This window comes from Acaricomes phytoseiuli DSM 14247 (assembly GCF_000376245.1).
Taxonomy (GTDB): domain Bacteria; phylum Actinomycetota; class Actinomycetes; order Actinomycetales; family Micrococcaceae; genus Renibacterium; species Renibacterium phytoseiuli.
The window spans coordinates 23,286-43,452 of sequence record NZ_AQXM01000045.1 but is presented as its reverse complement, the minus strand read 5'-3'; the positions used below and the strand labels follow the sequence as shown (position 1 = coordinate 43,452).

19 protein-coding genes and 1 tRNA gene are annotated in these 20,167 nt (G+C 61.5%); 6 read left to right on the top strand and 14 right to left on the bottom strand.

The features are described from left to right. The 3 genes from C501_RS0103190 to C501_RS0103180 all read left to right on the top strand — a co-directional run. A partial coding sequence (locus C501_RS0103190; protein ID WP_018134184.1) for an integrase core domain-containing protein occupies nucleotides 1-228 on the top strand: 228 nt, incomplete at its 5' end. 6 nt (nucleotides 229-234) lie between these two features. Continuing rightward, nucleotides 235-1,221: an aminotransferase class III-fold pyridoxal phosphate-dependent enzyme gene (locus C501_RS12320; RefSeq protein WP_083906519.1), complete on the top strand. Its 987-nt coding sequence runs from the start codon at nucleotides 235-237 to the stop codon at nucleotides 1,219-1,221. Between the two features lie 173 nt (nucleotides 1,222-1,394). Next, nucleotides 1,395-2,882, top strand: coding sequence for a catalase (locus tag C501_RS0103180; protein WP_026174556.1), 1,488 nt, complete (start codon nucleotides 1,395-1,397; stop codon nucleotides 2,880-2,882). 16 nt (nucleotides 2,883-2,898) lie between these two features. On the opposite strand, the gene C501_RS0103175 is transcribed toward C501_RS0103180, so the two are convergent. The 8 genes from C501_RS0103175 to galU all read right to left on the bottom strand — a co-directional run bounded on the left by C501_RS0103175 (nucleotide 2,899) and on the right by galU (nucleotide 8,455). Next, entirely contained in the window at nucleotides 2,899-3,606 is a 708-nt protein-coding gene (locus tag C501_RS0103175; RefSeq protein WP_018134181.1) for a glutamine amidotransferase, read from the bottom strand. A 539-nt stretch (nucleotides 3,607-4,145) separates the two neighbouring features. Further along, a complete protein-coding gene (locus C501_RS0103165) occupies nucleotides 4,146-4,352 on the bottom strand; it encodes a hypothetical protein (protein ID WP_018134179.1) in 207 nt (68 codons plus the stop codon). Beyond that, a complete protein-coding gene (locus C501_RS13885; protein WP_083906517.1) occupies nucleotides 4,334-4,657 on the bottom strand; it encodes an alpha-galactosidase in 324 nt (107 codons plus the stop codon). Before C501_RS13885 ends, C501_RS0103165 begins: the two co-directional genes overlap by 19 nt. A gap of 28 nt (nucleotides 4,658-4,685) precedes the next feature. Continuing rightward, complete coding sequence (locus tag C501_RS14960; protein WP_483756893.1) at nucleotides 4,686-4,883, bottom strand: glycoside hydrolase family 36 N-terminal domain-containing protein; 198 nt, start codon at nucleotides 4,881-4,883, stop codon at nucleotides 4,686-4,688. A 975-nt stretch (nucleotides 4,884-5,858) separates the two neighbouring features. Further along, nucleotides 5,859-5,934: transfer RNA gene (locus tag C501_RS0103150), tRNA-Ala, on the bottom strand. Nucleotides 5,935-6,029: 95 nt separating this feature from the next. Then, a complete protein-coding gene (locus C501_RS12315; protein ID WP_156807601.1) occupies nucleotides 6,030-6,764 on the bottom strand; it encodes a PspC-like choline-binding domain-containing protein in 735 nt (244 codons plus the stop codon). A gap of 153 nt (nucleotides 6,765-6,917) precedes the next feature. After that, complete coding sequence (locus C501_RS0103140) at nucleotides 6,918-7,496, bottom strand: GNAT family N-acetyltransferase (RefSeq protein WP_051064451.1); 579 nt, start codon at nucleotides 7,494-7,496, stop codon at nucleotides 6,918-6,920. A gap of 59 nt (nucleotides 7,497-7,555) precedes the next feature. Then, nucleotides 7,556-8,455, bottom strand: coding sequence for a UTP--glucose-1-phosphate uridylyltransferase GalU (gene galU / locus C501_RS0103135; RefSeq protein ID WP_026174555.1), 900 nt, complete (start codon nucleotides 8,453-8,455; stop codon nucleotides 7,556-7,558). Nucleotides 8,456-8,492: 37 nt separating this feature from the next. Here galU and C501_RS0103130 point away from each other — a divergent pair, with 37 nt between their 5' ends. The 3 genes from C501_RS0103130 to C501_RS0103120 all read left to right on the top strand — a co-directional run bounded on the left by C501_RS0103130 (nucleotide 8,493) and on the right by C501_RS0103120 (nucleotide 10,411). After that, nucleotides 8,493-9,119, top strand: a complete 627-nt coding sequence (locus tag C501_RS0103130; RefSeq protein ID WP_026174554.1) for a 5-formyltetrahydrofolate cyclo-ligase — start codon at nucleotides 8,493-8,495, stop codon at nucleotides 9,117-9,119. Between the two features lie 97 nt (nucleotides 9,120-9,216). Beyond that, nucleotides 9,217-9,555: an FmdB family zinc ribbon protein gene (locus C501_RS13880; RefSeq protein ID WP_026174553.1), complete on the top strand. Its 339-nt coding sequence runs from the start codon at nucleotides 9,217-9,219 to the stop codon at nucleotides 9,553-9,555. 106 nt (nucleotides 9,556-9,661) lie between these two features. Next, nucleotides 9,662-10,411, top strand: coding sequence for an SAF domain-containing protein (locus C501_RS0103120; RefSeq protein WP_018134172.1), 750 nt, complete (start codon nucleotides 9,662-9,664; stop codon nucleotides 10,409-10,411). A 17-nt stretch (nucleotides 10,412-10,428) separates the two neighbouring features. On the opposite strand, the gene C501_RS0103115 is transcribed toward C501_RS0103120, so the two are convergent. The 6 genes from C501_RS0103115 to C501_RS0103090 form a co-directional block, all read right to left on the bottom strand. Further along, nucleotides 10,429-14,574: a DUF4011 domain-containing protein gene (locus C501_RS0103115; RefSeq protein WP_018134171.1), complete on the bottom strand. Its 4,146-nt coding sequence runs from the start codon at nucleotides 14,572-14,574 to the stop codon at nucleotides 10,429-10,431. 120 nt (nucleotides 14,575-14,694) lie between these two features. Next, nucleotides 14,695-16,272 carry a glutamine-hydrolyzing GMP synthase gene (gene guaA, locus C501_RS0103110; RefSeq protein WP_018134170.1) on the bottom strand — a complete coding sequence of 526 codons (1,578 nt, stop codon included), beginning with the start codon at nucleotides 16,270-16,272 and terminating at the stop codon, nucleotides 14,695-14,697. Between the two features lie 89 nt (nucleotides 16,273-16,361). Next, on the bottom strand, nucleotides 16,362-16,883 hold the full coding sequence (locus C501_RS0103105) for a DUF3817 domain-containing protein (RefSeq protein WP_018134169.1): 522 nt from the start codon (nucleotides 16,881-16,883) through the stop codon (nucleotides 16,362-16,364). Further along, nucleotides 16,880-17,725, bottom strand: coding sequence for an SURF1 family protein (locus C501_RS0103100; RefSeq protein ID WP_018134168.1), 846 nt, complete (start codon nucleotides 17,723-17,725; stop codon nucleotides 16,880-16,882). The genes C501_RS0103105 and C501_RS0103100 overlap by 4 nt, the downstream gene beginning before the upstream one ends. Before the next feature lie 53 nt (nucleotides 17,726-17,778). After that, nucleotides 17,779-18,240 carry a PTS sugar transporter subunit IIA gene (locus C501_RS0103095; RefSeq protein ID WP_406566350.1) on the bottom strand — a complete coding sequence of 154 codons (462 nt, stop codon included), beginning with the start codon at nucleotides 18,238-18,240 and terminating at the stop codon, nucleotides 17,779-17,781. A gap of 26 nt (nucleotides 18,241-18,266) precedes the next feature. Further along, a complete protein-coding gene (locus C501_RS0103090; RefSeq protein ID WP_018134166.1) occupies nucleotides 18,267-20,006 on the bottom strand; it encodes a glycerol-3-phosphate dehydrogenase/oxidase in 1,740 nt (579 codons plus the stop codon). Nucleotides 20,007-20,167: the final 161 nt, after the last annotated feature.

Below are 20,167 nucleotides of genomic sequence, written 5' to 3'. Positions count from 1 at the left end.
CGCGTTGGTGCCGCCGGCGACAACGCCGCCATGGAGTCGTTCTTCGCCCTGCTGCAGAAGAACGTCCTCGACCGCCGCCCTTGGGCCACCCGTGAGCAACTGCGGACAGCGATCGTGAAGTGGATCGAGCGGACCTACCACCGCCGTCGACGCCAGGCCAGCCTCGGCCGACTGACCCCCGTCGAATACGAGATGATCATGACACCAACCGCCACCAAGGCGGCCTAACCGAGACTGTCACCTATCCGTGCAGCAGACCCTTTCGTCAACTCCGGTGCTGAAGCAGTCGAAAACGCGATCAAGATCGCCCGTAAAAGCACTGGCCGCCGCGCCGTAGCTGCCCTGGATCATGCCTTTCACGGCCGCACTAACCTCACTATGGCCATGAACCATAAAACCATTCCCTACGGCAGCGGTTTCGGGCCGTTCTCCCCCGATGTATACCGTGTGCCGAATTCCTACCCCTACCGGGACCAGCTGAGCGGCGCAGAAGCTGCTGCACGCACCATCGGATATCTCGAGCAACGCATCGGAGTTGCAGATCTCGCTGCGGTCATTGCCGAGCCCATCCAGGGCGAGGGCGGTTTTATCGTGCCCGCCGATGGTTATTTACCGATGATCCAGGACTGGGCTACACGAAATGGGGTGGTATTCATAGCCGATGAGATTCAAACCGGAATCGCCCGTACTGGGAGCTGGTTCGTCTCCGAGCAATTCGGGCTGGTGCCCGATCTGATCCTGACCGCCAAAGGTATAGCCGGCGGCCTTCCTCTAGCCGGCGTTACCGGGCGAGCCAAGATGATGGATGCTGCTCATGCCGGTGGTCTCGGAGGTACATTTGCCGGGAACCCTGTCGCTATCGCGGCCGCTCTGGCGGTATTCGATGAACTGGAGCACGGCGGATACTTCACTGCTGCAAACCGGATCGGTGCCACGCTGCGGGCAGAACTCGAACGGCTCGCTGCAGTTCATTCAGTGATCGGTGATATCCGAGGCCGGGGCGCAATGATCGCTTTCGAGCTGAGCGCCCCTGGTACTGCCGAGCCGCTGAGCGGACTGGCCACCACGATCGCTGAGCGTGCTGCTCAGCACGGTGTTTTACTGCTCACTGCCGGGAGCGATGGAAATGTGATCCGGTTCCTGCCGACTCTGCAGACTACCGACGAACATATCCGTTACACGGTTTCTGTGATCGATGATGCTCTGCGCGTTCGCCTCTGACCGCGCCTGAGCCCCCTGCCTCGCCATCCTGCGAGGCCATTCGGTGGAGTGACCGAGGGATAGGTTGCGGCCCGCAAGGCCGTATACGCAGGTCTTGAACATAGTGGTTCTGCCTCGACAAGATCCGCTTCGAGAACTACCAAGAATTGAACGCTACTACTAAGGAGAAATACATGCCCAGCATGCACCCCGAAGAATCGGGCTCAACTACCGGATGGGGCGCACCAGCTCCTAGCGATCAGAACTCGCTCACGGCGGGGCCTAACGGGCCTATCTTTTTGCACGATGGACATTTCGTGGACCAGATGGCTCACTTCAACCGGCAAAATGTACCGGAACGACTCCCCCATGCCAAAGGTTCAAGCGCATTCGGTAGGCTGACTATCACTGAAGACGTCTCAGCATTCACCAGGGCTGCCGTTTTCCAGAAGAACACCACGACAAAAGCCCTTGTACGGTTCTCCACCGTAGCCGGAGAGCTCGGCAGCCCTGACACATGGCGCGATATCCGCGGCTTCTCTATGAAATTCTATACTTCCGAGGGAAATCTCGATATCGTCGGAAATCACACGCCGATTTTCTTCGTCCGCGACCCAATGAAATTCCCGCATTTCATCCGAAGCCAGAAGCGGCAGCCCGATACCGGGTTACGTGATGCCACTATGCAATGGGACTTCTGCAGTTTGAGCCCTGAAACATCGCATCAAGTCGCCTACATCATGGGACCACGCGGACTACCGCGAACCTGGAGGCATATGAACGGATACGGCTCCAATACTTTTATGTGGGTTAACGCCGGTGGGGAACGCTTCTGGATCAAATACCATTTCCACACCCAGCAGGGGATGGAATACCTAAGTAACTCCGAAGCCGAAGCGCTCTCTGGAACAGACAGTGACTTCCACCGCCGCGATTTATTCGAAGCGATTAGAGCCGGGGATGCACCCCGGTGGAGTTTCAGCGTCCAGGTGATGCCTGACGAAGAAGCTGCTTCCTACCGGTTCAATCCTTTCGATCTCACCAAGACCTGGTCGCATCGTGATTATCCGCTGATACCCGTCGGTGAACTCATCCTGGACACCAACCCCGAAAACCATTTCGCACAAATCGAGCAGGCTGCTTTCTCCCCGGCCAACCTCGTGCCCGGCGTCGGGCTGTCACCGGATAAAATGCTCCTGGGCAGGGTCTTCGCCTATGGTGATGCGCAACGCTACCGAATCGGCCCGAACTTCATGCAACTACCCGTCAATCGCCCCGTAGCGCCCGTGCAGACTTATCAATTCGATGGGCCCATGACGTACGATCACACGCGTGACCTTCCCCGGTACGCACCCAATTCTTTCGACCGCCCCTGGTCGGATAAGGGCGCTGATCTTGAGGAATCCTGGGCAACCGACACCGAAATAGTCCGAGCCGCGTACGAGCTGCACAGCGAAGACGATGACTTCGGTCAAGCAGGCACCCTTGTACGAGATATTTTTACCGCTGAAGAGCGCGAAGACCTCGTCTATACCGTTGCCGGAGCCTTAGGACGCATTCGTCATGACGGGGTGTTAGGTCGAGCTGTTGAGTACTGGCGCAAGATCGATCCGGCCACAGGTGACCGCGTGGCCCAGATTGTAAAACCGAGCGATGAAGACCGCCCGGCAGCGGCTGAATAGCGCAGCGCGGGAGCTGCTACCAGCCTGCCAGTGCATGATCCAGCCAATCACCCAGGACTCCCCGCGCGGCCTCGGCCAGCACTGAACCATACGCTTCTGCTTCGTCCCTGATCCGCCGAGGGTCGATGTCTTCAGCAGCAAGTTCATGTGCGTGCCCGATAAGCCACTGCTCGAGCTTCCTGTGATCGGCTTCGAGGTGGAACTGTAAACCGAGTACGTTCGGGCCGAGATCGAAAGCCTGGTTCGGGAAACCTGATGTCTCTGCGAGCCGGCGGGCGCCGTCCGGGATCTGGAATTGGTCACCATGCCAGTGCAATACCGGAACACCATCCAAGGGCGCAAGAACCGACTTCCGGCCTTCTCCGGTAATGCTGAGCGGCGCATAACCGATCTCTTTGCGGCCGGTCGCGTTGACTGGTGCGCTCAGAGCGGCGGCGAGCAGTTGCGCGCCAAGGCAGATGCCCAGCGTCGGCAAGCCTTCAGTCAGTCGTGCGGAGATAGCTTCCTTTTCGACGCGAAGAAATGGGTATCGATCGATATCGTAAACCCCGATCGGACCTCCTAAAACGACTAGAAGGTCTGCTCGGCGTACGGTATCGGCGCTGATCTTATCAACACCGGCATTCAGGTACGTAATGCGGTAGCCCCGCGATTCAAGTAACGGCTCCAGCAGTCCGAGATCCTCAAATAGTACATGCCTAATGGCGATCACATCTCTAGTCATTACATTACCCCAATCGGTCAAGCATCATCACACTTTAATGCACCATTGATCTGAAAATTTCCGCGAAGCACTCTGAATACTTTACCAAGAAATTGTCGGATTATAAAGCAGAGCATTCGAAGGCATTTACCCGCTCGAGAATATTTTTGCAAACGGAAGGGTGGAGTCGTAAAACTAATTAATAAATCCTTGAACAACTCCGGAGATCACCCAGCGCTACGAGAAGATGTATACGATCAGTAACGGCGCCATTGCCATGAGATAGAATGCGAACGCAACCGGATAATCGGTGTTATATTGCTCCTGGAAAATGTAACCAGATACAAGAATAGCAAGTATATAGGGAACAAGCATTCCTCGAAAAAATTCCGGGATCACACCCGAGCGTTGAGCCCCGGTGCAATAGTAAGAGCGATAATGTTCGTCAGAAAAGTCGCAGTTATAGCCAAAAGGAAACTGGAATAATAAACTTAAAGTGCAACAGACTGAAGCGCCGGATCATCTGCTAGCTGTGCGCCCTCGACAGCCGGAATCATGGTCTACACAGCTGCAAACTGTCCGATAATGTCTTTACGGAAGAGGAAATTGATGAAGGTGAGAGCAGCTTCTTGTTTCGGTGACTCTTTAGATATCGTCACCACAACGTCTACCCCGGAGACAAGAATTATGTTACCTAGATTTTCTGCAACAGCGTAGAAGAAAATCGCCATGTCGATTTCTGGATTGATCATTTCAAGCCCACCCATAACCGGAACTCCATTCCCAATTCGGTAACACGATCAGTCAAAGGGTGCAGCCCCTCCGGCCATACAGCAGCATCAACACACCAATCGCTTAGCCCTGCATCGTGATTTTTGCGGTGCCGGAGCGAACCGTCATCCAGAACGAATCTCTCTACACCAATCTCTGCTGCTATCTCTGCGAGTTCTAAAAGCTTGGGAAGATCGTGGTCGAAATATACGGCTTCCCAGGTATTGGCGTGACCGCCCGTGGCGTTCTCGGATGTTGCGGTGCGAGCGCCATTCATCGTGGAACCGCGCGGAAAGTTCATAGAGGCCGCAACCCCAGGAACCGAAAGATCAAGAGATTCCGAGGCTCTCGTCAGGATACAGAATTATTTCACTGGGTTGGAAAAGCTCACCAGCCCAGAAAAGGCCATCACCGCCAGTACTGCACTCCGCTGCGGTACGATGGTTGCCAATCCAGGCTAGATGGATGGCATGCACCAGCCCCTCTTCGAATCCGAATCTGGGACTTCTCGCTGCAGGAATAACCATGTCATCGGCTCCCAGTCACCCCGCCGGCTCTCACAAAGATAGGTTCTGAAGGTGAGTTCATGCCGCTACGGTGTGCGTTCTTTGAGATGACGTCCCGTGGTATCGAGAATTTCAGTATCCTCCCCCGGGATGGGAAGCGCCACGCTGAGGTTATTGATATGAAAAACGCCATCCTGAGCATACGGATGCTGATCCGCTGGCGTAGTAGCCCGATTTTTCCGTGACTGAGGATCGCGCTGGCTTCGAGACCGATCCCTTCATCGCGATAGCCGAGTTGAACCCTTGTATCGGTGTGCTCGATGCTCGTCGAGGTCAAATGAATGGCAAGTGTGTTCCATTGCGTGGTCTTCAACCGTGGGAGTGCCGAGCCACCCCGCAGCTGGGGTGGAGATAACGCCGAGATACGGGCTAGGTCCATACCGCCTGAAACGCGCTGGCGTTGCTCTGCGGGGATAAGGAGCTCGCACCATTTTGACGCAAATGTATTGCCTGCTGGACCGCTCCCGCCCGTTGGCCGCTCTCCAGCACAGCCTGACCGGGTTTCAGGGGAACATGATCTTCAGTGATGCAAGTCGATACTCTTTAATTTCACTATAAAAATAAGAAAACTTCTATAGGTAAATTGATTCGCTTTGGGTTTTGTTCCGACATTTCTACCTGTGAGAATTTTGACGATGGCACGAATATATCCGCCCGAGTTTCGGGAACGAGCGCTGCGGCTGCTAGCTGAGGTGAGGTCCGATTATTCCTCTGATTGGGCGGCGTTCACGTATGTGGCTGGCAAGCTGGGCGTGAATCTCGAGATGTTGCGGAACTGGACTCGCGCGGCGCAGATCGGTGCGGGTGTGAGTCCGGGGCTTCCGCCATCGCCATCCAAGCAGCTCTGCGAGGATTGCCGCAGACGCATGATCTTAATAACCGTTCCGGTGGAAATTTATCACGGCAGGAAGAATCAGACGACAAATACTTATTCGATGGTGGAGCATAGGAGATTCGAACTCCTGACCTCTTCGATGCGAACGAAGCGCGCTACCAACTGCGCCAATGCCCCTGATCCAGCTCGACTTCCAAGGAATATCAAGCTTCCTCAGCCTACCGCCAAGCCTTCAGGGGTGCAAAACTTCAAGATGGAAAGAGAGTGGCTGATCAGGCACGGCGGCGCTGCAGGACGTCGTCGAGGTTGTTCTGCGCGGCACGCTTCGTTCCGGGTTTCACGGGCTTGCGCAGCATCGGGTTCGTCATGATCGGCCTGCTCACCGAGGCCTGGTCGGCTTTGATGCTGGTCTTTACCGTGGGCTTGGGCTGCTCCGGCAGAGCCAGCGGCTCCGGCATGGGGCGCTCGGCTTTGGCCGCATCCACATAGCTCGGCTTGGGCACTTCTGCCGGCTCCCAGGCATCCCCGGAAGTCCGCGCTTCAGCGTCGCCCGCTTCCGCGGCTTTCTGCTCGGCTTCCCGCGCCACATCAAGGGCGGCCTGACGCAGCTCCTCCGCGGTAAAAGGCTTGGCAGCTTCTTGATTCCGCTGCCCGTCCTGGCTATCGAAAACCTCAGCGCTCTTCCCCGAAACAGGAGCAGCCGCCCCTTCCGGAGCCGCCACCGGGGCTTCCACCGGCACCGCAACCCGAATCCACGGCTCCCCTGCCTGAGCCCGCCGCTGCTGAGCATCCCGCAGAGCCAGCATCCGCAGACTCGCAACACTGGCGGCGCCGATCAGCACAGCACTGATGGGAAGCCACAGAACACCGGTTCCGAAGACCAAAAAAATCAGAGACACCACGAAGGTGACACTGGCCGCCAGCCCTGCAAGCGCTAGGGCCAGGCGGTCGTAACGCACCCGGAACTCTCCTCGGGTAGCTGACTCAGCCGGTGCGACAGGAGGCACAGAAACATCCTGGGGATGATCCTGAGCGGCCTGTGCTGATGCGCTGTTTGAGGGTTCCACGTCTCAACCTTAAAATCGGCAACCGCGCAGGGGCCGGATTGGCCCCGGTGTGTCGCAGTTCAGGGCGCTTTTACCCGTCGATCCCGCCCAGCATCAGGAAGCGAGCATCCCTTGCTCCCTGAGCCTGCCGATCAGGCCGCCCGGAGGCAGCTCGTCAGAGGTCAGGGCAAAAGAGCTGTGATCCGACCAGGCTCCGTCGATATGCAGATAGCGTTCCCGCAGCCCTTCATAGCGGAAGCCGAGCTTCTCCACGACCCGGAGACTCGGCGCATTCTCCGGACGGATATTGACTTCCATCCGATGCAGGCCCATCCCGGTGAGACAGTGGTCGGTAGCCAGCGCAAGCGCGGTGGGCACGATGTTCCGACCCGCCAGGTCCTGATCCACCCAGTAGCCGGCGGTTGCGGTTCGGGCTGAACCCCAGATGATCGAATCCACGGTCAGCTGCCCGGCGAGACTCCGGCTCCCCGGCGCTCCCTGGTGCATGATGGCAAAGGGCATGACCGCCCCCGCCCGCGCACGCTGCTGCAGGATGCGGATCATCTGCCCGAAATTCGGCAACTGCACCGCAGCAACCGGGCTACTGGCGTCCCAAGGGCTCAGCCAATCCCGGTTGCGCTGCTGGACTTCCGTCCAGGACTTCTTATCGTTGCGCCGAAGCGGTCGGATCATCACTGTTCCGGCTTCGAGAGTGACTGGCCACTCCCGTGCCACTGGCTTCACCGCAAAGGCTATTCTGCGACGAATTCCGTCAGCCAGCCACGCAGCTCACTGCCGAATTCGTCACTGTCGCAGCCGAGCGTGACCACTGCCTTGAGGTAGCTGAGCTTATCCCCGGTATCGTAACGACGCCCGGAGAAGACCACACCATACACACCTGAGCCTTCGCCATCGGCTGTCGCCAGAGTCTGCAGGGCATCGGTCAGCTGGATCTCGTTGCCACGGCCCGGCGGGGTCTGCTCCAGCACTTCGAAGACCCGGGGGTGCAGCACGTACCGGCCGATTACCGCGAGGTTCGATGGCGCCTCGTCCACCGGTGGCTTCTCCACCAGGCGGCTGACCTGAACGTAGTCCTGGCCATCGATGGCTGCCGTCTCCACCGCTCCATAGGCACTGATCTGCTCTGGCTCCACCTCGATCAGGGCGATGACCGAACCACCGGTCTGCTGCTGGACTTGGAGCATCGTGCTGAGCAGTTCGTCCCGCTCATCGATCAGATCGTCACCCAGCAGAACGGCGAAGGGCTCATCGCCGACGTGCGTCTTGGCCCGGAGGACCGCATGGCCGAGGCCCTTGGGGTCACCCTGGCGCACATAGTGGATGTCGCCGAGGTATGTAGCGTGCTGGACGGCGTCCAGTTTGGCGGTGTCTCCCTTGTCTTCGAGGAGACGCTCGATGTTGGGGACCCGGTCGAAGTGATCCTCCAGTGCACGCTTATTGCGGCCCGTGATCATCAGAACATCTTCGAGGCCGGCATTCACGGCCTCCTGCACCACGTACTGGATAGCCGGCCGGTCGACGACGGGCAGCATTTCCTTGGGCATGGCCTTCGTGGCGGGAAGAAAGCGAGTCCCCAGTCCGGCTGCCGGGATCACGGCTTTCCTGATGGGCTTAGTCTGCGCATTGCTCATTGTCCTAGGCTACTGGAAAAAGCTTGAGGAGTTAGCAATGGCCGGAACAGCAGAGATAGCAGCCGCAAAATCCTCGCTCCGGCAGACGATCCGGAAGCGGAGAGCCGGGTTGAGCACCGAAGCCCTGCGGCAGAGCGCAGCGGACCTGAGGAGCACTGGCGCGCCTGTCCACGAGCAGCTGTCGCCCGGGAGCATCATCGCCGCTTACCTGCCCTTCGGCAGCGAGCCGCCGGTACTGCCGCTGCTCAGCGAACTCGCCTCCGATCATTCGGTATTCGTTCCGGTCTGCCAGCCCGGCAGGGTTATGAACTGGGTCTTATGGGAACCCGGGGCTGAGCTGCTCCCCGGGCCGTTGCCGGGCCTGATGGAACCGTCGGGTGAGCGCCATAGCAGCCGGATGATGGCCGATGCGGCGGTGATCTTCATTCCCGCTCTTGCGGTGTCCCGGGATGGTTCCCGGCTCGGGCAGGGCGGCGGCTACTATGACCGGTTCCTCGCCGAACTGTCCCGGGGGCCCTTGCGCTGCGCCGTGGTCTTCGATGAGGAAGTCCTCCCTGCCGGCGCGATTCCCACCGATAGCCGCGACCAAGCCGTGGAGCATATGCTCTGCCCCGGCTTCACGGCTTCTCTGGGTTCAGCAGGCACCCCGGGCGATATCGACTAGAATCAGCACTTGGGTTCAGCGGGTGCCGACTCCAGTGCATGCACTGATGAATGCACCGAGGCGCTGCCCGGTTGTCACAGCTCCAAGGAGATTCGCTATGCCCATGTACGCCTACGCCTGCAAAGATTGCGGCCACGACTTCGATATTCATCAGGCCTTCACTGACGATGCGCTGACGGTGTGCCCGGAATGCGGCGGTACACTGCGCAAGAAGTTCAACAGCGTGGGTGTGAGCTTCAAGGGTTCCGGCTTCTACAGCACCGACTCCCGCGCGTCGAAGAGTTCCGGCGAAAAATCTGCGATTCGTAGCGAATCGAGCTCCAAGAGCACCGGCTCATCCGATTCATCAGCAGCTTCTTCTTCAGGGGGCAGCGGGTCATCGCAGAGCACGTCTTCTAGCTCTTCCTCGTCGACTTCCTCCGCTCCGAAGCCCTGATTATTCTTGCACAGAGCGTTCCCGCACAGCCTGGTCGTTGGCAGGATCTCTCCACATTCCGGACAACAACCTAAAGGGTTCCGGGCAGAGTATCTAAGCTCGGCCTATGCTCAGCCGCTTAGACCCTTCTCGCAGCCCCTCCTGGTCTTCCCGAGGCTATCGGCTGCTGCGCCGCTGGCGCCGCACTGCCATCGCCCTGCTGCTCTGCCTCGCAGTGGTCCTCATCGAAGAACGGTTGACACCAGCGTCTACCGCCACCACTCGCATAGTGGCAGCCGGCGTCGATCTGCCTCTGGGCACCGTGCTTTCTGCAGAGGATCTGCACGTCCTGGAAGTGCCGCTGCTGCCGGACATCAGCCCGCCAGCTGCGGAAGCGGTCAAAGAAGACTTCATCGGCGCGACCTTGGCTGTTCCCGTGAACCGGGGGCAGGAAATCCGGCAGAACCTCCTGGCTGGTCAGCATTTGCTCGCCGGAATGGAGCCAGGGGTCTCCGCCGTTCCGCTGCGCTTAGCCGACCCGGGGTCGGCACGGCTCCTGAGCGCCGGCCAGCCGGTGGATGTTTTCATCACATCGACCGGAATGAGCGGAACAACGCTTATCGACCCCGGGGGCGGAGCAGATGCATCCGCTCCGAATGATGGCCCGGAACATCCAGGATCGACAAAAGAAGCGGCTCTACCCCCTCTTGCCAGTGCCGTGCCGGTGCTCTGGGTGCAGCAGAGCGGGGCTGCGAATACTCCCTGGTCGGGTTCGGGCGATGAGGGACTGATCGTGGTGGCGGCGGACGCTACACAGGCCCGACGATTAGCCACTACTCCCGGCAGGGTCTCCGTGGTCCTGGTCAGCTCGCCTTGAAGCGCGGGGGGCTCAGCTCACTCCCAATGCGGGGGCCGCTGCTCACGGACCCACGCGTCGTGACTGTCTTCTCGGCCTTCCTGGTCGCCCCAACCACGTGGTTCGTCCTCGCCGGCACGGCGCGGGATAACAGGCTCGGCATCCCCGGGAACGCCGGTAGTTTCCGGCCCCTGGCCGGACTGCTCAACGTTTTCAACAGTGGAATACAGGCTCGGCAACGTCCCCGCAGACAAAGTATCCACCCCCAGATAACCACCGATGCGGTCGGCGCAGGCCGAAGGGTCCGTAAAGACCTCGATGGTCCACAGGGACATATGGCGCCAGCCGTGCGCTTCGAGCTGTTGCGGCCGCAGCCGACTGCGCTCACGAACGCTTTTGCCCCGGTACCGCTGGGAACCGTCCGACTCCACCGCAACCGGAGCAGGAGCATCCTCCTGGGCCGCATCAAGATACCGCAAAGGATCCGGCGCGACCACAATGTCGAGCATACCCTCGTAGTTGTACCAGACCCTGGTGTCCCGGGCCCGCAGCCGATCCGCCAGGTCGGCGACCAGCGGATCCTCTTCAATGCCTCCGCCGGCGCTCACCGGGGTTTTCCCGCGGATCCCGGAGCTCAGCTCCCGTTCGAGCAGGTCGTAGAAGTCCCGGGCACCATAGCTCAATTTGCCGGTATCCAGATCATCCGGCTTGAAGCAGCTCAGCACTGTCAAGTGCTCCCTGGCCCGGGTCATCGCCAGGACGAACTTGCCTCGGCCCCCCGGTTGAGACAAGGAGCCGAAATTATGCAGCGCACGGCCATGCGGAGTGCGGCCGTAGCCGAGCGAGAAGATCACCCGGTCACGGACCAAACCGGCGGTTCGGTCCAGGCTGACCACTCGGAAAGGCTCGGTCTCGCCCTGGAAAAACTCTCGAAGGTCCGGATGATTGGCAAGGCTGATCCGGACGGCGGCAGCAACCCGGGCCGCATGCTTGGGACTCGCAGTGACCACAGCCAGCGAAGAACGCGGATGCGAACGGGCGCTCTCCAGCACTTCGCTCACCACCCGGTCGACTTCAGCCACTACAGACTCTACGCCTTCGCCATCACTGCCCGGCAGTCCGGTTCCATCGGGAAGGTATTCGACGTGCAGGCGGCGATCTATTCCGGTTACGGCCTGGCCCTCGGGAATGAAAGCGAGCCCGGCGTCGGAGCAGATCTCGCTCAGCTGCCTGCTCAGCTCCTCATCGATCGAACGGTAGAGATACCCCAGCCGCTGGGTCGGCAGGATCCGCCCGAGGACGCTCATGATGCTCGGTGCCGGCGCCGGAGTTTCGCCTCGTGGCCGCACCGTGGTCTCGTTCTCGGCACTCCGAAGGGATTCGGTGCTCACGGAGAGAGTCCGCGGCCCCGGAAGCGTTTCATTGCCGAAAGCGAGGATCTGATTGGCCCTGGCGATCACCGGAAGCGCAGAAGGCAAGGACATCGACTCGGCGTCCAGAAGGATCACCGCATCGAAACGCTTCGAGTCCGGCAGGACAGCCGGAGCGATGAGCGGGCTCATGGTCCACACCGGAACCAGGAGCTTCAGCAGTTCGGCGGCATTCGCTTCGAGAGCCTCCAGGGTGACCCGGCCGTCCTTAATGGTGCTGCGCAGGAACTCCGCGCTCCGGGATCGACCGGAGACCGCCGAGCGCCACTTCTTCGCCAGCTTCCAGCGCAGCCGGGAGGCCCCGGAAAGCACATGGGCCTGATCCGCCAGGCGGAACTCGGCTTCCAGTTTGCGCAGGCTCTCGCCATCCGACATGGCCAGGTACTCATCCCCGGAGATCATGGCCTCCAGAGCGGACTGCCACCAGGCCAGCTCCAGCTCAGCACGAGTCTGGGCCGGGGAGACCTGCCGCACGGCCAGATCTTCCAGGAGCTCGCCGAGACCCCGCTCGCGCATGCTCTCTTCCAGCAGCGTACGCTCCGGCAAGTGCTCCAGGGTCTGCTGATCTGCGGCCAGCAGTTCAAGGCGGCGGATCAACTGGCCGAAATCGCTCTGGTCCAGATCCCCACCGTCGGAGGTCTGCTCGAGGGCCGCCGAGAGCTGCTCAAGCTTGACCGCCAAAGCCTGGTAGCGCTGCCGCAGCTCGGCCAGGCCGGAGGGCACTGCCGGGTGGCGCTGACTGGTGGCGTACTCCGCCCAGCTCTCCCGCTGCTCCTGAATGAGCCGGAGCGAATCGTGGAGGTCTTCGATATGCACCCCGGGGCGGACGTACTCCCGGGCGACCCTGCGCAGACGCGAGCGCTGCATGGCAGGCATCTCGATATTGCGCTCGCGGCGCCAGCCCGACGGGGCCGTGGCGGTGATGAGATCGTTGACCGGGCGGTCGAAGATATCCGGCATGAATTTGTCCAGACTTCCCCGGACCGCCACGAGCAGATCGAGCTGCTCCCCCCATTCGCTGAAGGTCCTGCCCTGCTTAATATGCGAATACTCAGCGACATCCTGCATCTTCTGCGCAAGGACTGGGAGCTGCTCCGCGAGGTCCTGGGCCAGGGAGAGCTTCTCCTCGGTCTCTTTCCTGGTGAGCAGGCGTGCACCGTACCAGGGGCTTCGAGTAGCGGAGTCGCTAAAACTCCCGAGCTCCGCGGCTCGGCGCAGCTTGGCGCTGAGCTCGCTACGATCCCGGATAGCGTCAAGAACACTGCGCTTGAGCCGAACCGTGGTGGCGGGGGCTGGGTTGATCGAGGTCAGCTCCGCTAGGGACTGCATGGCCTGATACGGCGAGCACCCCCACCGTTCGCGCACGTTGTGCAATGAGGCCACGTGGTCGACGAGCTGGTGCCGGTGTTCGATGAGTGTCCGGTGCAGGCTGTCGAGCTGCGGCTCCTGGGCTTTCTCGTTCCGGCTGATCCCGCGGATAATCTGCGAGCGCACTTGCTGCGGCCCCGCCTGCGCGCTGAGCTGGAGCAGCATGCTCTCCAGCGACAGGCCGGCGAGCCGCGAGGTGAGTTCGTGAAGCGTGGCTCTGCGCTCGCTCACGACGAGAACGCTCTTGCCTTGGTACACCAGGGCGGAAATAGCATTGAGGACGGTCTGGGTCTGGCCGCTGCCCGACGGCGCGGCGACCACGAGGGACTCGCCGTCCTGAATAGCGTCCAGCACCAGCTGCTGATCCGGATCCGCATCCAGGACCAGGAATTCGTCCTGCGGGCTCCGGCTGTCGAGGCTGGGATAATAACGGCTGGAGAGCGCCTCCGGCGGGGACGCTGCTTCTCCGCTCTCGTGCGCCTGCGCAGCTGCGCGGATCTGGTGCACCATGCCTTCGCCGGCAGCGAGCACTGGATCATGCAGGTTCCGGCTAAGATCGGCGAAAGTGCCTGCGATCAGATGGTGTTCAACAGTGACCGCGGGGATGGTGGTGGTCAGCACCCGCAGGTGCTCCAGAACCGGTGCCGGATCGAAACGCGCCGTGCTGTACGCGAGCCTGGCGATCGCCTGCGGGTCCACGATGATGCCGTAGTTCTCGCGTAATAAGCGCACCAGAGCGGGGTTGACCCGGGCCTGGCCGTTGAGCTGGAGTTCGTAATCGTCCTGACCCGTGCGGGCACTGAGCATGAGCGGGATGAGCATCACAGGAGCGCAAACCTGGCGGTGCTCTCCCTGATCGGAGGTACCCCAACTCACCAACCCCGCGCTGAGGTGCGCCGCATCGATGCCGCGCTCCGAGCTGAGCTCCATACTCTTGGCGCGTAGAAGTCGCGCTGCTTTCATCGCCCGGACGGAATGCGCTGACTCGCGGATTATTGTGCTCAGGCGTGTTTTTCGCCCGGCGAGCAGCTGCGCTAAGCCGGAAGGGTGGGCCTGGGTAAGGTCAATATTGCCGGACTGCTCCGGGTCGAAATCGAGCAGGGAGTCATGCCCTGCGAAATCGCCGAAGCCTTCAAGCCAGGCCCGCAGCTGTTCGGCCTCTTCTGCAGTAGCGGCCCGGCGGGCTTCCTCAGCGCTCTTCTTTTCCTCGGCCGCAGCGGAGCGGCTGGATTTAGTGGCCCGTTTGCTCGGCTTTTTCTGAGCGCCGTTCTCGGCCTCACGGCTCTTCTCGGCAACCGGCTGCTCAGAATCTTTACGGGCATCACCCGGCTGTTCCGCGTTGGGCTCACCCTTCGCGGAACGTTGCAGTCTAGACCAAACCGGCATGGTGTGAGGCTATCTCGACTCGGTGCTGATCTTCCGGAGGGCACACGGGCGCCCCTGAAAAAGCTTCTCGTTTCACCGTTTCCTCCCAGCAAGTCACAGAAAGTTCCGCCGGCACGGCGTTCACTCCCACTCGATCGTTCCCGGCGGCTTACTGGTCACGTCGAGAACCACCCGGTTGACGCCCTCGACTTCGTTGGTGATCCGGTTTGAGATCCGCGCCAGCAGATCATAAGGAAGCCGCGACCAGTTTGCCGTCATCGCATCCTCGCTGAATACCGGCCGCAGAACGATCGGGTGCCCGTAGCTGCGCCCATCGCCCTGCACTCCGACGCTATGGACATCGGCCAGGAGCACCACCGGCATCTGCCAGACCTCATGATCCAGGCCGGCAGAGGTGAGCTCATGCCGAGCGATGGCATCGGCCTTGCGCAAGAGCTCCAGCCGTTCCGCGGTGACTTCGCCGACGATGCGGATCGCCAAGCCCGGGCCGGGGAAAGGGTGGCGCTGTACGATCTCGGCGGGCAGGCCGAGCTCCGCGCCGACCGTACGCACTTCATCTTTGAACAGTGTGCGCAATGGCTCGACCAGCTCGAACTGCATATCCTCCGGAAGACCGCCGACATTGTGATGACTCTTGATGTTCGCGGCTCCTTCGCCGCCACCGGATTCGACCACATCCGGGTAGAGCGTGCCCTGCACTAAGAACCGGATGGGTTCCCCGGCCTGGCCGGCCTCTTCGATGAGCACCCGCTCAGCCTCTTCGAAGGCCCGGATGAATTCCCGCCCGATGATCTTCCGCTTGGTCTCCGGATCGGTGACGCCGCTGAGTGCGCTGAGGAAGCGATCCGCCTCCCTGGCCACGTAAAGCTTCACCCCGGTCGCCGCGACGAAGTCCCGCTCGACCTGTTCGGCTTCGCCCTCCCGCAGCAGCCCATGATCGACGAAGACGCAGGTCAGCTGATCGCCGACGGCGCGCTGCACAAGGGCCGCGGCAACCGCCGAATCCACTCCGCCGGAAAGACCGCAGATCACTCTCCCGGAGCCCACCTGCTCCCGGATCCTGGCTGTCTGCTCCTCGATGACATTCCCCGTGGTCCAGTCCGGCGTCAGGCCTGCTTCCTCGAACAGGAAATTCTCCAGGACTTTCTGTCCGAAATCCGAATGCTTCACCTCGGGGTGCCATTGCACTCCGAAGAGCCGTCGTCCCGGGGCGGCGAAAGCCGCAACCGGAGCACCCGCGGTGCTCGCCAGAACCTCAAAGCCCTCGGGGGCGGCCTGCACCGAGTCGCCGTGGCTCATCCAGACATTCTGCTGAGCCGGTGTAGTGCTCAGGATGGAGCGCGCCGCGCCAGTCATGGTCATCGCCGTGGCCCCGTATTCACGCAGGCCGGTGCGGGCCACTTCCCCGCCGAGGGCTTTGGCCATGGCCTGGAACCCGTAGCAGATACCGAGAACCGGCACACCGGCCTCGAAGAGCTCCGCGTTGACCGCAGGGGCACCCTCGGCGTAAACACTGGAAGGCCCGCCGGAGAGGATGATCGCGGCAGGGTCTTTGGCTAGCAGCGCTTCCACACTGATGTGATGCGGGACGATCTCGGAGTAGACATTGGCTTCGCGCACCCTGCGTGCAATGAGCTGGGCGTACTGCGCCCCATAGTCGATGACAAGAACGGGCCGGTGCGAAACGGTCTGGGTCACGACAAGGATTCTATCTGACACTGTGCCGTTCTTATGCCCTTGATGCCTTGTCTGCTTTCTTCAGCGCTCACCAGTACAGCACCGAGCGCTCAGTAACGTTTGGGGGCCTGCGGGTGCGCGGCGAGATCGGCCCGAGCCTCAACGTAGACGCGGCGTTCCATGAAGAATGACAGCAGCGGCACCACACCGCCCAGCGCGATCAGGATGAACTTGCCGAAGCTCCAGCGCATCAAGGACCAGAGCCGGAAATCGGCCAGGAGGTAGAGCACGTACATCCAGCCGTGCACAATGAGCACCGCCAAGGAGATGTTGAACGTTCCGGTGAGGGGCAGCGAACCGTCCTGGTCCACGGTGACAAATCCGAAGAAATGGGGCTCACCGGTCATGATGTCGGTGCCGCCCGCGGCGAGGACCAGCCCGAAGGCATAGCGCAGGATCACCTCGGCAGTCAGCAGTAGCAACATGATGCCGGTGGCATAGGCCAGCACCCGGTAGACCATCAGTGCCGAGCGGATCTGCTGTGTTGTGCCGCCGAAGCGTCGGCGCGGGGTGGGTTTCGCAGCGGCTGCTGACTCTGGGGAGTTGCCACCAGAGGTCGGGGTCTGGTTCATATGCTGGCTTCTTCCTGCTCTTGTGCTTGACGTTTCTGGTTTTCTTCCCACTCTGCCAAGTCTTCTAAGGCTTCTTGCTGCCGCTGGTAATCATCGGCGACCAGCCGCCACCAGAGGAAGACCGCGAATCCTGCGAAGATGACCCACTCGATGGCGTAGAAGATGTTGAGCCAGTTGAAGGTCTGCCCTGCTGGCTGCGGGCCCACCGAGATTCCTTTGAGATCCCCGGCCTCAGCATGCGCACCGAGTTCGCTGCCCTGCGGCCCCGCCTCCGCGAACGAGACGACGAAACCCCGGTAGGTATCGATCTGCCACAAGTTGGTCAGATCCGCCGCGGAGAGCGCGGCTGCCTGGCCTGCGGGAAGGTCTCGCTGCAGCACCGGGGATTCAGAGGGCAGCAGCCGTCCGGTCAGTTGCACCGGCCCGGCGGGCGGGGCATCAGCCTGCTCCGGGCTCTCGACCCAGCCACGGGCCACCGGAATGGCGATCTCAGGGGTGGTCAAGGCACCTTCGCGCTCCGGGGCGCCATCCACGATGAAAGCGGTAACGACCCAGTAGCCTTCAACGTCATCGAGCACCCGGTCGGTGACGACCACCTGGCGGGCAGGATCGAAACGGCCGCTCAGCATAACGATCTGATCAGCATTGGTCGTGGTGATAGGCTCCCCGGGCAGCAGCACTTCTGTCAGCGGCTTCGGGACCTCAGTGGTCACCTCAGGGATGTCGACGTTCTGCGTGGAACGGGAGAACTGCCACTGGCTGAGGAACACGAAAATCGTAGAGACCGCCAGCGCCAGGATCAAAGTGGCGACCCAGCGGGGTTTAAGAGCGGTCCTCAGCATGCCTTAACGGTACTTCGTAGCCCGGTAGAAAAACTAACCGGCGGCCCAGATCTTCAGTGCTCGAAGAACAGCAACGAGGAATTGATCAGCTCGGCGACGACTTCCGGATCCCCCGCCCGGCGCAAGGACTGCCGGAAGTTCTCCTTGGACAGCGAGCGCGCCATCGTGGCCAGGACTTCCAGATGCTCCGAGAAGGAGGCCGCAGGAGTCGCGATGAGCAGAATGAGATTAGCCGGGCCGTCATTCGCCCCGAAGTCCACGGCATGCCCATAAGCGGTGACCCCTACCGCGACTGACACCTGGGTGACGTATTCGCTCCGAGCGTGCGGCAAACCTATGCCCCCGGGCAGGCCGGTGGCCAGCTGATGCTCCCGGGCGCTGACCTGATCCAGGAATCCGTTCAGGTCAGAGATTCGCCCGGCCTGGCTCATCCGCTCCGCCAGTTGCCAGGTGGCATCATCACGGGAATCAGCTTTCAGCTCCAGGATCACCAACTCCGGGGTGGTGAGCTCCATCTCGTAGCGGCCCCAGTCAGGATCGCTCACGTTTTAGCATCCTTTTTATCATCCTTGACCGCCAACCGCACAGCATCCGCGGAAGCGTCATCGGGCTGCTCCTGGCTCTGCCGTTCCGCCTCAACCCGGTCCAGGTAGCGCCGGGTCTCTTGTGCCTGCCGGGCCTTGGACCAGCCCAGCAGCGGCGCCATCAGTTCGGCCACCACCGGAGCCGCAGCGACACCGCGATCCCAGGCCTCGATGGAGATCCGGGTACGCCGGGTCAACACATCGGCGACGGTCAGAGCGCCTTCCTGGCCGGTTGCGTAAACCACTTCAGCGCGCAGGTAATCATCTGCCCCAGGCAGCGGTTCGCCCAGACTGCGATCTGCCTCTATAAGATCCAGTACCGCCGGTGCCGTCGAGCCGTAGCGTTTGAGCAGGTGCTCCACGCGAGCGACGTGCACACCGCTCTCCTCGGCGGTCCGGCTGCGGCGATTCCACGCCGCCCGGTAGCCGACCGCACCCAGAAGCGGAATCGTCTCGGTGCAGCTCGCGGGCACCCGCTCGTCGAGCGTCCGGGTGGCCTCGTCAACAGCGTCCTTGGCCATCACCCGGTAGGTGGTGTACTTGCCGCCAGCCACGACCACCAGCCCCGGCACCGGATGCGCCACCACGTGCTCCCGGGAGAGCTTTGCGGTGGAGTCGTTCTCCCCCGCGAGTAAAGGACGCAGCCCGGCGTAGACACCCTCTACGTCTTCTCTGGTCAAGGGCCGCTTGAGCACCTTGTTGACGTGTTCGAGTAGGTAATCGATATCGGCTGCCGATGCCGCGGGGTGCGCTTTGTCCAGGTCCCAGTCGGTATCGGTGGTGCCGATGATCCAGTGCCGGCCCCAAGGAATCACGAAGAGCACGGATTTCTCGGTGCGCAGGATGAGCCCCACCGTGGACTGGATCCGGTCCCGCGGGACGACGAGGTGGATGCCCTTTGACGCCCGGACTTTGAGCTGGCCCCGGTCCGTGACCATCGCCTGAGTCTCATCGGTCCAGACGCCTGTGGCGTTGATGACCTGTTTGGCGCGGATGTCGAATTCGGCACCGTCGGTCATATCTTTGGCTTTCGCTCCGACGACTCGCTCACCTTCCCGCAGGAAGTCCACTACGCGGACCGAATTAGCTGCCCAAGCGCCGTAAGAAACAGCGGTTCGCACCAGATCCACCACGAACCGGGCATCGTCCACCTGGGCGTCGTAATAGCGGATGGAGCCGATGAAGGCGTCATCGCGCAGGCTCGGGGCAGCTCGCAGGGTGCCGCGCCTGCTCAGATGCCGGTGCCCGGGCACGCCTCGGGAGCTGCCGCTGGTCAGGCCGAGGGTGTCGTACAGCATGATTCCGGCACCGACGTAAGGGCGCTCAAGGAGCCGCTTGGTTAGCGGGTAGAGGAATGGAACCGGGCGGACTAGATGCGGGGCGATCCGCTGGATCAACAGCCCTCGTTCCTGGAGCGCTTCCGTCACGAGCGCGAAATCCAGCATCTCCAGATAGCGCAGGCCGCCGTGGACCAATTTGGAGGACCGGCTCGACGTACCAGAAGCCCAGTCGGCCATCTCCACGATGCCGACTTTCAGCCCGCGAGTCACCGCATCCAGAGCGGCGCCCGCACCAACCACGCCACCGCCGATGATCAGCACGTCCAGTTCCTGGCCCGGCTGCGAGCTCTCAGCCAGGGCACGGATGGATTCAACGCGGAACTGGGGGCTGAGCCGCCCTTCTTCACGCCGGATCATACGCTGTTCCGGACTCTCCTGGGCGGAGTCAGGCGCTGAGCCCGGTTCTCCAGCGCTCCGGTGACTGGCATTCCGGCTGCGGGACGTGGCCACGTGCTCCTCCTCGGCGTATCGACGCGGTTATCTATCGACTCAAGCAGATGCTTCCAGCTTAGCCCGAG

Excerpts from the sequence above, each read along its gene's own strand:
- C501_RS0103180 (WP_026174556.1), top strand. The coding sequence starts at position 1,395 with ATGCCCAGCATGCACCCCGAAGAATCGGGCTCAACTACCGGATGGGGC.
- C501_RS0103175 (WP_018134181.1), bottom strand. The coding sequence starts at position 3,606 with ATGACTAGAGATGTGATCGCCATTAGGCATGTACTATTTGAGGATCTC.
- C501_RS0103165 (WP_018134179.1), bottom strand. The coding sequence starts at position 4,352 with ATGGGTGGGCTTGAAATGATCAATCCAGAAATCGACATGGCGATTTTC.
- C501_RS13885 (WP_083906517.1), bottom strand. The coding sequence starts at position 4,657 with ATGAACTTTCCGCGCGGTTCCACGATGAATGGCGCTCGCACCGCAACA.
- C501_RS14960 (WP_483756893.1), bottom strand. The coding sequence starts at position 4,883 with ATGGTTATTCCTGCAGCGAGAAGTCCCAGATTCGGATTCGAAGAGGGG.
- C501_RS0103140 (WP_051064451.1), bottom strand. The coding sequence starts at position 7,496 with ATGATCCGACCGCTTCGGCGCAACGATAAGAAGTCCTGGACGGAAGTC.
- galU (WP_026174555.1), bottom strand. The coding sequence starts at position 8,455 with ATGAGCAATGCGCAGACTAAGCCCATCAGGAAAGCCGTGATCCCGGCA.
- C501_RS0103130 (WP_026174554.1), top strand. The coding sequence starts at position 8,493 with ATGGCCGGAACAGCAGAGATAGCAGCCGCAAAATCCTCGCTCCGGCAG.
- C501_RS13880 (WP_026174553.1), top strand. The coding sequence starts at position 9,217 with ATGCCCATGTACGCCTACGCCTGCAAAGATTGCGGCCACGACTTCGAT.
- C501_RS0103120 (WP_018134172.1), top strand. The coding sequence starts at position 9,662 with ATGCTCAGCCGCTTAGACCCTTCTCGCAGCCCCTCCTGGTCTTCCCGA.
- C501_RS0103115 (WP_018134171.1), bottom strand. The coding sequence starts at position 14,574 with ATGCCGGTTTGGTCTAGACTGCAACGTTCCGCGAAGGGTGAGCCCAAC.
- C501_RS0103105 (WP_018134169.1), bottom strand. The coding sequence starts at position 16,883 with ATGAACCAGACCCCGACCTCTGGTGGCAACTCCCCAGAGTCAGCAGCC.
- C501_RS0103100 (WP_018134168.1), bottom strand. The coding sequence starts at position 17,725 with ATGCTGAGGACCGCTCTTAAACCCCGCTGGGTCGCCACTTTGATCCTG.
- C501_RS0103095 (WP_406566350.1), bottom strand. The coding sequence starts at position 18,240 with ATGGAGCTCACCACCCCGGAGTTGGTGATCCTGGAGCTGAAAGCTGAT.
- C501_RS0103090 (WP_018134166.1), bottom strand. The coding sequence starts at position 20,006 with ATGATCCGGCGTGAAGAAGGGCGGCTCAGCCCCCAGTTCCGCGTTGAA.